We start from the raw sequence: 16,234 nt of genomic DNA, 5'->3' as shown, positions 1-16,234 counted from the left end.
CCCATGGCCGGCCTGATAGACAAAGAGGCTGAACTGGCACGATTGGAAAAAGAAATACAAAAGATTAAAAATGATCTACCGAGAATTGAAGGTAAGTTAAGCAACCCCACCTTTATTGATAAAGCGCCACCTGAAGTTATTGATAAAGAAAAAGCCAAGCTGGCGGATTTATTGTCAAACTTAAACAATCTTGAGCAACAGCAAATCAAGATTCAATCGCTATAAAAGATAAATCAAGCGACAACAGCTTGAATTGACAAGTCTTCGGGTACGATACAGGTAACCTGATAGTATTCGCGATACTCGCTGAAAAAATATTGATTTATTAGCGCTGATTTGAAAAAAATACCCCGTTAGCAAACTAACGGGGTATTTTTTTATCTGGATTCTGTGATCGGATTATATGTCCGGTCAACTTGACATAATGAACTGCGAAGGAAAAACATCGACCAAAAATAGTCTGGGGATTTTAACCTTTACCGCGAGTACGAGTACGAGTTGGTGATTTATCTTTTGTCGTTTCCATAGTTTCAAAACGTTTTTCAATAAACTGGATAATCAGTTCGGCAATATCTTTTCCACTAGCCGCTTCAATACCTTTTAAACCGGGTGATGAGTTGACTTCCATAATAACCGGGCCATGATTTGAGCGCAGCAGATCAACCCCACAAACATTCAACCCCATTATTTTTGCTGCACGCACTGCGGTTGACCGCTCTTCAGGTGTCAAGCGTATTAACGCCGCTGAGCCGCCGCGATGTAAATTTGAACGAAACTCACCATCCAAGGCTTGTCGCTTCATGGCTGCGACGACTTTGTCGCCGACTACAAAGCAGCGTATGTCACTGCCGCCAGCTTCTTTAATAAACTCCTGAACCATAATGTTGGCATTTAGCCCCATAAAAGCTTGAATAACACTTTCAGCGGCATTATGAGTTTCTGCCAATACCACGCCAATACCTTGGGTACCTTGCAACAGTTTAATCACTAATGGTGCGCCACCAACTTGCGAAATTAAATCTTCAATATCATCCGGATTGTTGGCAAAACCGGTTACTGGCAGGCCAATACCTTTTCTGGCGAGTAACTGAACTGAACGTAATTTATCTCTTGATCGTGATATGGCCACCGACTCATTTAGAGGGAAGACATTCATCATTTCAAATTGCCTGAGTACTGCGGTACCGTAAAATGTTACTGAAGCACCAATTCTTGGAATAACAGCATCAAATCCGGTTAAATCTTCTCCCCGATAATGGATGGATGGATTATGCGAGGTAATATTCATGTAGCAACGCAAAACATCCAAAACCCGTACCTCATGTCCGCGTGCTTGCGCCGCCTCAACCAATCGAGCGGTTGAATAGAGTTTAGCGTTACGGGATAAAATAGCAATTTTCATAGTTTCTCTAATTAGCACTTAAGACAGGCTATATTTTGGCATGAAATATAGCAACAAACCTAAAAATTTACCTGATCAGTAGTAAAGACAATGGGTTTATAAAGGAATACAGAGACATAGACTTCTTACAATTTGACGTAGATAGCGATTATACAATCGTTATAATAAGGAAAAGTACGTAAGTAAGTGAGTCAGTCCGCTATCAGATTTGATTGCAAAAACTTAACTCACACGCCAGATGTAAAAAGTATTAATTTTGAACAACTGGATTATCAGTAAAAAAGCGAGTCAGTACCAATCCGGAGTAATGCCCCGGATTGGTACTGACTCGCTTGGGTGATTTCCCGATAGCAGGATTGCCCTACCTGACTAGAAGACCAGCTTAGACGAAACGCTTACGAAATGCGCTAAAACTGATACCTACCAGACCGCTGATAAAAATCAACAGGGCTGGTGGTAATGGCACGGCGCTAATAGAGAAGTTAGAACTGACGTTGTTGATTGCTAACTGACCCTGGTTTAAAAAAGTTAAACCTTGATTTAAATCCAATAACTCGGAATTAACAAAAATTGAGACATTACCTGCTGCCAGTGCTTGAAAATGCAAACTTGCCAGGGTTAATGTTTGTCCCACGACTGTGTCATTAGTGATATCTTCATTTGCCCAACCAGCGGCATTCAGACCAAAATTTACTGAATTATCATCAAACAGCGGATTGATGGTGCTGCCGGTAAATGCAAGCAGACCGTCAGTTGAATAGAGGGCATTAAAACCAAAAGCCACCAGATAATCGGTTAAGTCATTGGCGAACAGATCATGTACGATAACATCGACATCGAAAGAGTCACCGACCTGAACTTCGCTGCTTGCGGTATCCAGAGAAAATGAAATAATGGCTGCATGACTTGGGGCGATACTTAAAATAGTCACGGTAACCAGTGTTAAAATTTGAATCAGATTTTTCATAGTTTTTATCCAAAATAGGGTTGAGGCCTGTCACCGGAAAGCGACCTGACTTTCCGGTGACAGGCGTTTATTTAACAGCCTTTAAACTGTTCTTATAATTGTTGTAATAGCCGTACCAGATTCGATAATCGGCAGCAGTTATGCAACCAATTTTGTCATAGTTGGCTTCCTGGTTAAATCCAAACTGGCCGGGACATTTACCAGCCTGCGCTCTTACCAAGCTGGCGTCGTTTGCATCGACATCGCCATCATTATCAAGATCGCCGGGTACAAACAGCTTGATCAACAGAGGATCGTGATCAGATGAGCGATAAGCATTTGCCGCATAAAAGCTGCTGATTTGCGCACCGCTTTTAAACTCGGTGTTGTAATCAAGCGCAATGGGTTCATCGGCATTTATGTGCCACTCAGTGATGCCTTTAACTTGTGATGTTAATGCTGCATTGGCCAATGCATGGTCAAGATAACCGGAAGCGCCGTCGAATACATAACTGTAGGCGTTATTGTTACCAATAAATTTCTCTACGAGATTTTGGTAACCACCATTACGCAACGCGGTGATCGGATCTTCCTTGGCATAAGCATTCAGGTCACCGACAATCAAGGCATTATCTGAGCCACTATGGGTAGGATCTGCCGATAGCCAAGCTGCCAACGCTTCAGCGGCATCTGTACGAGTCAGATTGCAATTACCTTGACCATCGCCGGTATCAGGATCGTTAAGATCAAGACAAGCTGAACCTTTGGATTTAAGGTGATTAACCGCTATGGTCAGCATTTTATTGGACGCTTTATCCAAAAAGGTCTGTGCCAGAGCAGGACGATTTTTGGTATCAACAAATAACTGATTAACAGATGAATCCAGAATCGCTACCGAGCCGACTACACTGACTTTAGCGGGCTTGTAAATGATGCCTACGCTGATTTGATCAGTACCAATATTACTTACACCCGGATTAATAAAGGCATAACTTCCTGCTCCAGCCAATTGGTTAAGACCGTTAACCAGATCAGCAATGGCGCTATTGCTACCGTAACCGTCATTTTCGATTTCCATCAAACCGATGATGTCAGCATTCAGGGCATGGATAGCTGGAATTATTTTATTGCGTTGCCGCGTGAATTCGCTAGCGGTAGTGGCACCACGTGCAGTTGGAAATCCACCACCAAGGCCATTGCCATTGAAGTAATTAAGCACATTAAAAGCAGAGATGCTTAAAGAACCCTGTGTTGATAAGCCGGGTGTTGTCGTGCGATTATTATCGGCTACAAAGGTCAGTGGCTGGGTAGGCTGCAGACGATAAACGCCATAATCATACGCCAGAATGCCGGTAGCGCTCATTACCGTATTACCGCTACGTAAAGTATTGGCTGCGCTTAAGCCAGTCGGTTCTGGATAAATTACCGGATCCGGATTTTGAGTGCTGGATCCGTCGTCAACCAATATCTGCTTAAGCAGGTTTTGCGCAGCAACATCAATAGCAGCCTGACCGGGAGTAGCAATTTGGGTTGGTGTCATTAAACGACCGCCAGATGACAACAATAATTCGCCATAACGCGCCAACGTGTAATTTTCGGTAACCGTTAATGCTTGTGGTAAATTGATCAGCATACCTTCCCGCCATTCCGGGTTATTGCTGAGGTTTTCAAACGGTATCATAACACTGACTGCCGTTGGCAAAGTATTGCCGGTCGAGCAGACATCAACTGAGCTGACACTATCCAGGCGAGTCATATTATAAGCTTCTGAAACATTACCAACGATATGAACTCTATCACCGACATTAACCGGGCTGTTGGAATTGACGAACAAGCCTTCAGATGTCGCAGCATTGCCATCGCCTTCATTATCAGTCTGCTGTACAAAAAAGCCGTTTAGCTTGGCACTGCCCTGAAAATCGCCGCTAACTAATGCCTCAACATGTGCAATATTGCCAATCAGTGGACTGGCACTACCACTACCTTGAATGGCACTAATTAAAATCGCACTCTGACCACATTGAGAAACTTTAGGTGGAGTAGTGCTTCCGCCATTAAAGCTTTGACCCGTGTTGACAGCAGCAAATGAACTGGCCGAAGCAGAATTCCAGACGAAGTCCTCATAGTTGGTGCCGTTGCCTTTTAATTGCAAGGATTGGCCGACTGGTGCAGAGGTTTCAGACACGCCGATGTTGACTCCGCTCATGCCAGCCGCAACGCCACCAACGGCAACAAAAGTACCTTCATAACTTAAAAACTGCACTACCGTAGTGCCATTAACCAGAGCGATAGCATCCGGTGAGCCGTTTTGTATGCCGTCAGTTGGATAATTAAAACTCAGTGTACCAAAGCCATTGCCGGATTGATCAGCAATCAAACCACTGAGGGCTTTTGTATTGTAAGCGGCACCACCGTTGCCATTATAAAGTACGAGCGACCATCCGCTAAGATTGGTGCCTGCCGGGCCGGAAATTTCGATAGCTTCGCCGCTGTCGGTACCGGCATTATCATAGTGAATTTCGTTGATAAAAACCGGGGTAACAGCTTGAGCATTACCGATGAAACCGATGGCCCCCACAGCTACCAGTAATGGATAGCGACTTAAACTTTTTGCGATCATTGTCGTAGTTTCTCTTTGCATTAAAATCGGTTAACAGGCTCTATGCCCATGGCTTGACTCGCAGAAAAAACATTACCAATGACCAGGCAATGTCAATCGAGTGGCATTTAAGGCGATATCCAAGAATGAATATACCCAAGTGGCGCAGGATTTTTGTTTATTTTCAAGGCGGAAAAATAGGTGCATAGCTGGCTACGTAACTATTTTGACAACGCATACAATGAATAAAAAGACCAGCGACCTAGGCATATTCTTCGCAGGAAATCGCCTAAGCATCCATCTCCTTTAAATTCTGCAAGCTTAATAAAAGACTACAGAGTAATTATTTACGAGCCGTTAAGAAATCATGACAAAAAGTATATTTGTATTACATTTCATTAAATCTTCTTGCAATGATAATAACGTTATCACAAAAATTTTTTATTATTACACTGCTATTAACCAATGCAAAGTACATGCATTATTTGGCTTTTTACCAAACTTAGCACCAATCACTTTTCTTACTGGAAGTAATCTTAATGAACAAAAATAAACTTTTAATCACCGTCGCTTTAATGTCGGCACTGTGTGGCCAAGCTGAAGCCGCCTCCCTTGCTGCCGATGGCACATGGAATGCATTTGACATAGATAATATGCTGTCAACTTCTGGAAATCTTGAGTGGATAGACCTTGATAATAACGCATTAAGCTTTGATTTTACCTTAAACGGATCAGCCTATTTAAAAGTCGTTGATGGCGGCTTTGCCGGCGACCGTTTTAATATTTTCGATAATGGAAATTTGCTGGGTCAAACCTCGGTTGCTGTTAATACTTATCCCGTCAGTGTAGGTCTTGATTTTGATGCAGCGACTGCTGATTCTAATTTTAGTTACGGTAGCTTTTTGTTGGGTGCCGGCACCCATAGCATTACCGGCTTACTAAGTCAGTCTGCTTTGGATGATTCAAGCAATGAACTTAACGCCACAGTTGGTGCGGTCAGCCTGACGGCTGTTCCATTGCCTGCCGCTGCCTGGTTGTATTTAACCGGTACCGCATTAATGGGCTTTGTCGCTCGTCGTCGTAAAACTACTATTTAGGACTGTAACCTATGAAATTCAACAAACTTGCAATAGCTATCGCACTCAGTTTAACTGCGATGAATTGTGCCAATGCGCTTCCCACCAGCACCACAACCATAAAAATCATTGCCTTCAATGACTTTCACGGACAAATGGAATCACCGGGAACGCTTCGTCAAACACCTACCAGCCCAGCAGCAACCAATGTCGCTGTAGGTGGCGTAGATTGGATGGCAGGATATATTGCCAAGCTAAAGAGCCAAAATCCTAATACGGTGGTGGTTTCAGCGGGAGACATCATCGGTGCAACGCCGCTCATTTCTGCGCTATTCCATGATGAAGGCACCATTGAAACCATGAATCGTCTAGGATTGGATTTTAATTCAGTCGGTAATCATGAGTTTGACGAAGGCAAAGCTGAACTAAAACGCATGCAAACCGGCGGTTGCCATCCTACTGATTTGAACTCTTGCCGTGGTGTTGATGTTGGAACGCCTGTACCTTTTGAAGGTGCCAAGTTTAAATTCCTGGCCGCCAACGTCGTAGAAACGGCTACCGGTAAAACGATTTTTCCATCTTATGCAATTAAAGTGGTTGGCGGCATTCGCGTAGGCTTTATCGGCATGACTTTAAAAGAAACACCAACCATTGTTACGCCAAGCGGCGTGGCTGGACTGGCGTTTAAGGATGAAGCAGCAACAGTCAATGCATTGATACCCCAACTGCGTGCACGTGGCGTTGAATCCATCGTAGTGCTGATACATCAAGGTGGAGTTGTACCGATTACACAAAGCTTTTCAACTATCAATCTGTGCGATGGCGGTCTGAACAACTCCCCTATCAAAACTATCGTTAATCAGTTGGATGATGAAGTTGATTTAGTCGTCTCAGGCCACACTCATCAAGCCTATAATTGCCAAATTGCCAACAGGGATGGCCGCATGATATCGGTCAGTAGTGCAAGCGCTCAAGGCAAAGTATTAACCGATATTAACCTGACGGTTAATAAAGCCACTGGTGAAGTCAGTGCAGTTTCGGCAAATAATATCGTCGTTGATCGCACTAATGCAACCGTAACACCAAATGCTGCGATTAAAACCATTGTCAATAATTACAAGACTATCTCTACTCCTGTAGCCAATCGTGTGATCGGCACAGTAAGTGCGACGATTACCAAAACAGTTAACAGTGCTGGTGAATCCGCGTTAGGCGATGTGATTGCCGATGCGCAGTTATTAGAAACCCAAGGTGTCGGCTTTGGCGAAACTGTAGTTTCTTTCATGAATCCTGGCGGTATTCGGGCAGATATTAGCTATGCAAACAGCACAGCAGGCGAAGGTGACGGTAACGTAACTTACAGTGAAGTGTTTACCGTGCAACCTTTTGGCAATACGCTGGTTTCTGTGACATTAACAGGTGATCAAATTCACACGTTGCTGGAACAACAGTTCACCGGTTGTACTGCTGGTTATCCGTCCAGCGCACCCGTTGGCGGCCAACCTTTTAACCGTATCCTGCAAGTCTCGACCGGCTTTAGCTATGAATGGAAAGAAAAAGGCACGGCTTGTGATAACGTCGATCCAACCAGTATTAAAATTAACGGTATCATGGTTGATCCTGCCGCAAGCTATCGCGTTTCGGTTAATAACTTTATGGCCGATGGCGGTGATCAGCTTTATGTACTCATACAAGGGACAAACCGTCTCGGTGGGGCACTTGATTTAGATGCACTTGAAAATTATTTTAGTTCTAATAGTCTGGTAGCACCTGGTTTAAAAAATCGCATTACCTTATTACCATAGATTTACTTAAGGTAAAATATTTATCATTAAAAGCTTGGTTGGTTCGAGGAGAGCCGACCAAGCTTTTTTTTGTTATAGCGACACAGTTTTTTACGTAAAGGCTTATGTCGCGTTCAAAATAACTACTCCACTGATGAATCAGTATTAAGCCATAACAAAAACAGCTCGTAACCAAGCGCCAAAATTACCGCACCAATAAAAAGACCGATAACACCCGAACTGAGTAGTCCACCAATTGCACCAATAAAAATAACTGCCATCGGTGTCTTAACGCCTCGACCCAGCAGGATTGGTTTAAGAATATTATCTATTAAACTAAGAGGAATGGCCCAGACCAGAAATGCCACAGCAGTAAATGTATCAGCATTGTAAAACAGATAAATGATTACCGGAATCAAGATTGGAGCCGTACCAATCTGGGCTATGGAAAAAATCAGGCAAAGCAGAGCCCAAAGACCTGCAGCTGGCAGACCCACAACCATAAAACTGATCCCTGCAAGTAAACTTTGAATGACTGCAACGCCTAAAATACCGTTAGCCACACTGCGTACCGTCGCTTCTGCCAAGTCGGCAAGATCAGCACCTTTTTCATCAGCAAGCCGATAAGTAATAGCACGAGCGACTCGATTACTGCCACTGGAATTAGCCAATAATACGCCGGCAATAATGATGGCAACTATAAAATGTAAAATGGCAAGACCCGCACCGGTTGCCGCTGATAATAGCCAGCTACCGATAACTTTAAATGCCGGTGTGAGTTGTTGCAAAGCATTATCGATGTTTTGTGAGGCCAGCAACCAAAACTTGGCTAGCGGTTTACCGATAATCATTATGTTGCCAAGATTTTCGGGCGGCGGTGGAATTGACAGCGAGCCATCTTTTATTTTCTCTGCCAACATTTTTATCCCGTCAATCAGCGTATCAGTCAGCAGTACGGTAGGGACTATCAATATTATCAGAAAAATAAAAGTAAATACCGTAGCGGCAAGTTTGTGCCTTTCACCGAGAGTTGTTCGCAGTCGACTGTAAAGTGGATGAGCCGCAATGGCAATAATAATCCCCCAGATTATCGGCGCGATAAAAGGCTCAACAATCTTGAAACACCAGACCGTAATGATGAGCAACAGACCTATTCGGATAGTAGCTTCAAGTGATTTATGGATAAAAACCCGGTCAGTTGGGGAAAGATTGGAATTATTCATAATGAGGTTCTTTAGTAAAATATAATTTCAGGAAGGTAAATGCGTTTGCAAACGTATTTTGAATATTTAAAAGCAGCGAACAATACAGTTTTTGTCAATATAAGCTATATCGATTATTCAAACAATAGTTAAAATAACGCTTCCAGTGCCAATGTCACAAACAAATAATCGGACTTTATAATTAACTCATTGCTAATGACCATCAGGTTATAGACTAATACTGCTACCGCAAAATAAAATCAGAGGCTTAAACATGCATCGTTTCTTGGCACAGCCAGAAAAAGAAAGAATTTTAGTCGGCGTTTGACTACCTTTTATTGGCTCTTACGTTTTTATTTTCCAATGGCCGGTGATGCCATCATTTTAATAATTCCCGCAAGACACTTATGGATAGATTCCCTTTCAAGCCTACATTCTGCTTGGCAGCTTCGTTGAAAGAATTGATTAATATAGGGTAATAAGATTTTACGTTAGATATTAGGCGTAAATTTAAGCGCACTGATCAAACGAGTTACTGTTGAAAATATTGCTATTCAAAAAGTTAATATTGCAGTAAAACCGAAAAGCTAAACTATTGAGTCAATTTGAAGTAATGAGCATTAAGGCGATATCTAAAAATGAATATACCCAAGTGGCACAGGATTTTTGTTTATTTTAAATGACTGCAAGGGTGCAGGAGGTAGAGCACCAACAGTAGGCTCCTTAAGAGACGCAGGAGCAGTTGCCGAGGCGGAAAAATAGGCGCGTAGCTGGCTACGTAACTATTTTGACAACGCAGACAATGAATAAAAAGACCAGCGACCTGGGTATATTCTTCGTAGGAAATCGCCTAAGTCACCGCCAAAACCTACCCGCCGCTTTAGCTAAATTAACATTACCGTGACCCCGAAACACAAAAACATTGTTTCAGGAAAAAATAGTCTGTATCAGCGCCTATACCACTCGAGCCATTCAAAACGCTATAATCAGCGGAATGTCTTTGTTCGGCCTTATGTGCCGATTAGTTCCTGGGTAGGCGAAAATATGGGAACACTGATGTAGTTAGGGTTGTTCTGCAGAATATCATCAAAATATCCTTGACATTAGAGAAATAGAACAATGAAGTATATTACTTACACACATAGTGTTTTTTTTGATTCGACAGGTAAAAGAATTATCTTATCTTGCATAAAAAACTTAAAGAATTATCGTAACCTGTTGATTATTAATCATGTAAATCTATTGTGCAAATATTAGACAATCTAAAAAACTTTAAGAAATATTATATAGTTAGAAAGTTAATCCAGTACTCATCCACAGACTTATCCACAGCTTCTGGGGATAAGTCTACAAACCACTATCTGTCAAATAGTTACGTAAAATACTTCATGTAATATTTATTTTGAGGCTATAACCAGCTGAATGTAAGTTTTGGTTAATGGAGATTTCATCATTGACAATTATAAATTTCATGAAGAACTGACTAACACTTAGTATAAAGTGCTGTGATAAACCAATACAAAGTACAACTCATTTATTTAAATTATAAATAATTTTACTTTTTTGCTGGTACAGAATCCTCTTCTCTGTACCAAAATTTATGTTCATTACATTATTAATATGACAATGTCATTTAGCAACTTAAAATACAGTTATCCCCCTATCTATCATGCAACTTAACGTATTTATTTTTGCAAAAGTTCATTAATGATTCAGCTATTTTCTCAAGCCGTATATCCCAAAAAAATCATCAATTTCGGTTTAATTGCTGCTCAAATACGGCTAACGGCACCGGCCTGCCAAATAAATAACCCTGAACAATAGAACACCCATGAAGTTCTAAAAAAGCACGTTGTTCTTCTGTTTCTACGCCCTCGGCAACCACTTCCATACCTAAATTGGCAGCCATGGCAATAATGGTCTGTACGATTAAGGCATCGGTAACTTTTACATTAATATTATGGACAAAAGATTGATCAATTTTCAGTTGGTTAAGCGGTAATTGGGTTAGATAAGCCAGTGATGAGTAACCGGTACCAAAATCATCCACGGAAAATTGCACGCCGATTTTTTTAAGCGCATTCATTTTGATGATAGCGTCATCGATGTTAACCAGCAGCAAGCTTTCGGTAATTTCAAGGTTAAGACGATCAAACTGAACGTTATATTTTTCTACCAATTCATCAATCTGCTCAACAAAACAGTCCTGATGAAACTGTTGCGGACTGACATTAACGGAAAGCTGTAAATGTTGGGTTGACGATTTTTTTGCCCATGCTTCCAACTGGGCGCAGGCAGTCTCCAGCACCCACTGACCAATCGGCAATATCAAGCCGGTTTCTTCGGCTAACGGGATAAAATTTAGCGGAGAAACCAGGCCTCGCTGTGGGTGCTCCCAACGAAGCAGCACTTCGGCCCCAATAATCCGGCCGTTATGATAAGCCTGCATCTGAAAATACAGCCTTAACTGATTTTGTTCCAATGCACAGCGTAAGTCTTTCTCTATGCTGGCATTGGCAGTCACCACCTCCTGCATGGTCTTGTCAAAGAAACGCACCGTATTACGCCCGGCTTTTTTGGCTTTATACATAGCCATGTCAGCGTGCCCAAGCAGCTCATCAACCGCCTCCAAATTTCGATACATGGCGATGCCAATACTGGCCGAACAATGGAATTTGTAGTCATTACCGTTGATACTATAGGGTTCAGCAAGAATTTCACGCACCTTTTCACCAACCTGCCTGGCATAGGTGGCGGCCATATCGACGTCTATATTAAGATTTTCCAGTAACACCACAAACTCATCGCCGCCCAAGCGCGCCAAGGTATCCACTTCGCGGACGGCTTTTCGAAGACGCCGCGCTACCTCAATCAATAACTGGTCACCGGCCTCGTGACCGTGCGTATCATTTAATGTTTTAAATTTATCAATGTCCAAAAACAAAATTGCCCCGTATAACCGGCTACGCCCTGCCGCAATCAACGCTTGACTCAATCGGTCTTGCAACAAACGTCGATTGGGAAGTTTGGTCAATGGATCATAATAAGCCAGGCGATGAATCTCCTCCATCGCTTCCTGATTCTCGATAATACTGGAATAATTACCGACGTAATGTGTCACTCTACCTTCTGGCGTACTGACTGCTGAGATGGCCAGCCATTTGGAGTAAACATTACCATTCTTGTAACGGTTCCAAATCACGCCTTGCCAGTAACCATAACGCTTTAGGGTATCCCACATCGAGTCAAAAAATGCTTTGTTGTGCTGTCCGGAATGGAATAGACGGGGATTCTGACCCAATACTTCTTCTTCGCTATAACCTGTTAGAGTGGTAAAGGCTTTATTAATACGTAAAATGATGCCATCGGCATCTGTCACCAGCATACCCATTTGCGAATCGAAGGCAAGGGCAGCAATTTTCAACTCCTCTTCAGCCTGTTTACGTGCGGCCAACTCGATTAATAGCTGCGCATTTAATTGGTTGAGCCGATCATGAATGATGGCATTATCGATGCGGTAAGGTAATTGTTCGAGATAGTCAGTACGCTTGACGATATAATCTGCGGCACCCAACTTAATGGCAGTAACGGCCTCACTATCGTTGCCTTGGCCGGTAACCATAATAAATGGGGGTAATCTAAGGTTGCGGCTTCGGGCCTCGCGCACAAAGTTTAAACCACTCTGATCGGGCATGCGCAGATCAATTAAGATCAGATTATAGTTATGTGGCTGAGCTAAGCGTTCCAGTGCATTTGCGCAAGTTTTGACAACATCAATGACAAAATAAGGTAGCGTTTCAGCAAAATAAGACAGAGTCAAATCAATGTCCATTGACTGATGCTCAACATAAAGAATCCGTCGAATATCGTGGGCAGCCAGTAATCCCATAGTTTGTTTATGTTCGTATTCCTTAAGTGCGAGATGCAACATTTCAGGAAGCGTTTTTAAATAATGGTTATTTTTAGGCAGGTAGTTGATTGCCCCCAATTTTAGCGCCTTTACCACCACTTCCTCGTCACGAGCTCCCGTCACCAGTACTACGGGTATTTTTATACCCGCTTGTATCAGCCACGTTAATAGTTCCATACCCCCCATATCAGGTAGTCGATAATCCAGTAACAACAAGTCAAAGGTAGACTCTTGCAGTCGCTGCTGACACTGCTGCCCGGTTTTGACAATCTCAATTTGAAATTCCGGTGCATACTCCGCCAAACAGGCTTGGGTCAAATCCGCATCCTGAGGATTGTCTTCGGCATAAAGAAGGCGCAAGGTGGCTGTCATGGTCGATTCCTGGCCGATTTCGGAAAAGGTGGTTGATTTACCTGTAGCCAGTAGGCCTTGATGTACTGCATCATTTCGGTAAAGTCCGCGAAGTTTAACGGCTTTATAATGTAGGAATTGGCACCCAACTGATAAGCCCTGGAAATATCTGTGATCTCGTGTGAGACAGTCAGTACGACAACAGGTATTTGTTTCCAGATTACATCTTGTCGAATCTGGCGCAAGACCTCAAAACCGTCTATCTTGGGCAAGTGCAGATCCAGCAGTACCAGAGCCGGTAGTTGTAAATCATCAGGAGCCGTGTGTGCCTTAATAAACGTTAATGCTTCTTCACCATCACGACAAATTACTATCGGATTATTAAGCTGATTTTCCGTAAACGCCTGAAGGGCAAAATCAATGTCCATCGGGTTATCTTCCAATAGTAAAATCGGACTAACCAGAGTATCAACAAAACCACTCTTTGGTTGAAAAGTCATTACGCAGGACCTTGTTTCGGATTTCGGATTTCGGATTTCGGATTTCGGATTTCGGATTTCGGATTTCGGATTTCGGATTTCGGATTTCGGATTTCGGTAACTCGACATAAAAGGTCGCTCCTAGTCCAGGTTGTGCTTCTGCCCGAATGCTGCCACCTAATTTATCGAGTATTTTTTTAACAATAGCCAGACCGGCACCAGTACCTTCAAATTCCTCAGTGCGTACCAGTCGGTTAAACAAACCATAAATGCGTTCGCTATATTTCATATCAAAGCCGACACCGTTATCACTGACAATAATCCGATAACACGCCTTTATATCCTCTGCCCGAATACTGATGCGAGGAGGATCGGCCTTACCACTGAATTTTATGGCATTATCGATCAGGTTGGCAAGCACCTGTGCCAAGCCACATTCCCACGTGTGCAGTGTTATCAACGGAATATCTACTGTCACTTCTACATGCAGTTCGGTAATAATCAAGTTACGGTCTTTTAATAACTCCTTGATCAAACTACCCAAATCAACTTCAACAAACAACGGGGCGGCTTCAGTATCCATGCGCACAAAATTGAGCAGGTCTTCAATTAAATTATCCAGATTACGATTGGCAGAGATAATCTGGCTTAGGCAGAACAAGGCGCGTTCGCTCAGCCCTGTTTTGTGCTTGATTGCCAACTCTTGAGCGTAACCTGTGATACCCCGCAAAGGGGCTTTAAGATCGTGCGCGACCGTGTAAGCAAAGCCTTTCAGCTCTTCATTATGCTTCAAAAGCATTTGCTCGGTTTTTTGCAGTCGTTGGGTTTTGTCATCCAACTCGTTATACAAGGCAACAATACCAATGTTGGTTTCAATCAATTCTTGATTGACGCGCCTCAGCTCTTCATCACGTTGACGAATCAATTCGAGAGCGGCCAACAATTCATGATTTTGGCTGCGAATGGCTTCCAATGGCGATTCGGCTCGCAGCTCAGCCAGAGCTTTTTTGATACCTTCCAACGTAGCCGGTGAAGCAGTAACAGGAAGCCATTTTCCGAGCGTAACCGTAGTCCCCTGACCAAGCTTGCTGTCAATGTGAAAATGGTCCGGTAACAGTCGTTTGCTGGCGACAATACCTTGTCCCATACCGGTACTTGACATATAACGACCTTCCAGAATAGCGTCAAGATCTTCAATACCGGGACCATGATCACAAATACTAATGGTAAAATATTCTGAAGATTCAACACCTTCAATAAAAAACGTGGCTACACCACCCTGTCCATATTGGAGAGTATTACTGGCAATTTCCGAGACAGCAGTAGCGATACGCGCCTGATCCTGGCGATCAAAACCCAGCATTTCGGCAATAAGCCTTGCCTGCTGACGTGTTGCAACGACATCCTGATCAAAGTTAATATCGACACGGGCAATGTCAGTACTCATGTTAACACCCTGCGTGCGCCGCCTGCATTGGCAACCACGATGACACTGTCATCATGCAGGCGCTGATGATCACGAAACAATACCCCGGCAATAAGGGTTGGGTGTTTCATTGCCAACCCCGGATAATCTGCCAGCGACCAATGGGTCGCAATACCGTCAGAATGCAGGACAAGCAAGGCATCCTTAGGCCAAGGATAGGTAAAAACATGGATAGTTCTTGCTTCAAGACCGGCAGTGCCATTATTGGAAACCATCTGCCGGGAAGCTCCACCGGAAATAATTAGCCCTGAGAGATTACCGACGCCTGCATAGCGAACAATCTGCTCGTTAATATCTACCTCGACTACCGACACGGCAGCCCCCCGGGTACTGTGCAATCCTGTGTGAATCAAGGACAGTAAAGCCTCAGGGCTACGCGGGGCATATTTTTCAAAAATAGCCACCGCCAGATTAGCGGCAGTCGCGGCATCCGGGCCATGCCCCAAACCATCCGCGAGCATGAACAAAACCCTGTCGCAACCGGCTTTCATCGCCCATGCATCACCACAAGCTTGTTCACCGAAAACGGGCAGACACACGGTACCAACAGCCAACAAGGACACAGATGGCAATGAAGCTTTATTCGGCAAGTCTTTCCAGAGCCGACTCAACACAACGGTACCTTGACCGGGAACCGAGAAAATGTCGAACACCGAGGATAACCGACGAATGGCACCCAAACCGGCACCAAAACTGCCGGCCGTAGAATGACCATCACGCAAACTTTCACTAATATTGGTAATACCCGGCCCCTGATCAAGCGAGAGAATATCAATGCCGATATTACCATTCTCTGCCAATGGACAAAAAATAAGATCACCGCCAGCGCCAGCGGTATGTTTAAGCAAATTAGTCGCCAACTCAGTGACCAACAATGCGGCTTCACCAATGCGTATCTCATTAAAGTCCAGTTCATGGCAAAGCGAGATTACCAACCGCCGTGCGGCACCCGAATCGCTGGGGTCTTGCACATTCAAGTGTTGAGGAAATATCTTCACT

The 16,234-nt window shown here is 43.5% G+C and carries 11 protein-coding genes; 3 read left to right on the top strand and 8 right to left on the bottom strand.

Features of this window, described 5'->3' with window-relative positions; all coding sequences use genetic code 11:
* Window positions 1-225, top strand: a 225-nt coding sequence (locus N7974_RS12920; RefSeq protein ID WP_262966017.1) for a hypothetical protein, incomplete at its 5' end; no start/stop codon positions are given.
* A gap of 244 nt (window positions 226-469) precedes the next feature.
* Here the strand turns inward: N7974_RS12920 and rimK are convergent.
* The 3 genes from rimK to N7974_RS12905 all read right to left on the bottom strand — a co-directional run bounded on the left by rimK (window position 470) and on the right by N7974_RS12905 (window position 4,968).
* Window positions 470-1,402 (bottom strand): 30S ribosomal protein S6--L-glutamate ligase, encoded by a 933-nt coding sequence (gene rimK / locus N7974_RS12915; protein ID WP_262966016.1) that lies wholly within the window; start codon window positions 1,400-1,402, stop codon window positions 470-472.
* 382 nt (window positions 1,403-1,784) lie between these two features.
* On the bottom strand, window positions 1,785-2,369 hold the full coding sequence (locus N7974_RS12910) for a hypothetical protein (protein WP_262966015.1): 585 nt from the start codon (window positions 2,367-2,369) through the stop codon (window positions 1,785-1,787).
* Window positions 2,370-2,436: 67 nt separating this feature from the next.
* Window positions 2,437-4,968 carry an ExeM/NucH family extracellular endonuclease gene (locus N7974_RS12905; RefSeq protein WP_262966014.1) on the bottom strand — a complete coding sequence of 844 codons (2,532 nt, stop codon included), beginning with the start codon at window positions 4,966-4,968 and terminating at the stop codon, window positions 2,437-2,439.
* 518 nt (window positions 4,969-5,486) lie between these two features.
* Between N7974_RS12905 and N7974_RS12900 the strand changes: the two genes are divergently transcribed.
* Window positions 5,487-6,044 carry a VPLPA-CTERM sorting domain-containing protein gene (locus N7974_RS12900; protein WP_262966013.1) on the top strand — a complete coding sequence of 186 codons (558 nt, stop codon included), beginning with the start codon at window positions 5,487-5,489 and terminating at the stop codon, window positions 6,042-6,044.
* Between the two features lie 11 nt (window positions 6,045-6,055).
* Entirely contained in the window at window positions 6,056-7,828 is a 1,773-nt protein-coding gene (locus N7974_RS12895) for a bifunctional metallophosphatase/5'-nucleotidase (protein ID WP_262966012.1), read from the top strand.
* A gap of 122 nt (window positions 7,829-7,950) precedes the next feature.
* Here N7974_RS12895 and N7974_RS12890 read toward each other — a convergent pair whose 3' ends face one another.
* The 5 genes from N7974_RS12890 to N7974_RS12870 form a co-directional block, all read right to left on the bottom strand.
* Window positions 7,951-9,030, bottom strand: a complete 1,080-nt coding sequence (locus N7974_RS12890) for an AI-2E family transporter (RefSeq protein WP_262966011.1) — start codon at window positions 9,028-9,030, stop codon at window positions 7,951-7,953.
* A 1,729-nt stretch (window positions 9,031-10,759) separates the two neighbouring features.
* Window positions 10,760-13,291, bottom strand: a complete 2,532-nt coding sequence (locus N7974_RS12885) for a two-component system response regulator (RefSeq protein ID WP_262966010.1) — start codon at window positions 13,289-13,291, stop codon at window positions 10,760-10,762.
* The gene (locus tag N7974_RS12880; protein ID WP_262966009.1) at window positions 13,288-13,770 is read right to left on the bottom strand and encodes a response regulator; all 483 of its coding nucleotides are present in this window, start codon (window positions 13,768-13,770) and stop codon (window positions 13,288-13,290) included. Before N7974_RS12880 ends, N7974_RS12885 begins: the two co-directional genes overlap by 4 nt.
* Window positions 13,739-15,196 carry an ATP-binding protein gene (locus N7974_RS12875; protein WP_262966008.1) on the bottom strand — a complete coding sequence of 486 codons (1,458 nt, stop codon included), beginning with the start codon at window positions 15,194-15,196 and terminating at the stop codon, window positions 13,739-13,741. The genes N7974_RS12880 and N7974_RS12875 overlap by 32 nt, the downstream gene beginning before the upstream one ends.
* Complete coding sequence (locus tag N7974_RS12870; protein WP_262966007.1) at window positions 15,193-16,233, bottom strand: ATP-binding SpoIIE family protein phosphatase; 1,041 nt, start codon at window positions 16,231-16,233, stop codon at window positions 15,193-15,195. Before N7974_RS12870 ends, N7974_RS12875 begins: the two co-directional genes overlap by 4 nt.
* Window position 16,234 lies beyond the last annotated feature (1 nt).

The sequence above is a fragment of the Methylobacter psychrophilus genome (assembly GCF_025583945.1).
Lineage (GTDB): Bacteria > Pseudomonadota > Gammaproteobacteria > Methylococcales > Methylomonadaceae > Methylobacter_C > Methylobacter_C psychrophilus.
This window is presented reverse-complemented; position numbering and strand designations above follow the sequence as displayed.

Coding starts and splice junctions, on each gene's coding strand:
- N7974_RS12895 (WP_262966012.1), top strand. CDS start 6,056: ATGAAATTCAACAAACTTGCAATAGCTATCGCACTCAGTTTAACTGCG.
- N7974_RS12875 (WP_262966008.1), bottom strand. CDS start 15,196: ATGAGTACTGACATTGCCCGTGTCGATATTAACTTTGATCAGGATGTC.
- N7974_RS12880 (WP_262966009.1), bottom strand. CDS start 13,770: ATGACTTTTCAACCAAAGAGTGGTTTTGTTGATACTCTGGTTAGTCCG.
- N7974_RS12885 (WP_262966010.1), bottom strand. CDS start 13,291: ATGACAGCCACCTTGCGCCTTCTTTATGCCGAAGACAATCCTCAGGAT.
- N7974_RS12900 (WP_262966013.1), top strand. CDS start 5,487: ATGAACAAAAATAAACTTTTAATCACCGTCGCTTTAATGTCGGCACTG.
- N7974_RS12890 (WP_262966011.1), bottom strand. CDS start 9,030: ATGAATAATTCCAATCTTTCCCCAACTGACCGGGTTTTTATCCATAAA.
- N7974_RS12910 (WP_262966015.1), bottom strand. CDS start 2,369: ATGAAAAATCTGATTCAAATTTTAACACTGGTTACCGTGACTATTTTA.
- rimK (WP_262966016.1), bottom strand. CDS start 1,402: ATGAAAATTGCTATTTTATCCCGTAACGCTAAACTCTATTCAACCGCT.
- N7974_RS12905 (WP_262966014.1), bottom strand. CDS start 4,968: ATGATCGCAAAAAGTTTAAGTCGCTATCCATTACTGGTAGCTGTGGGG.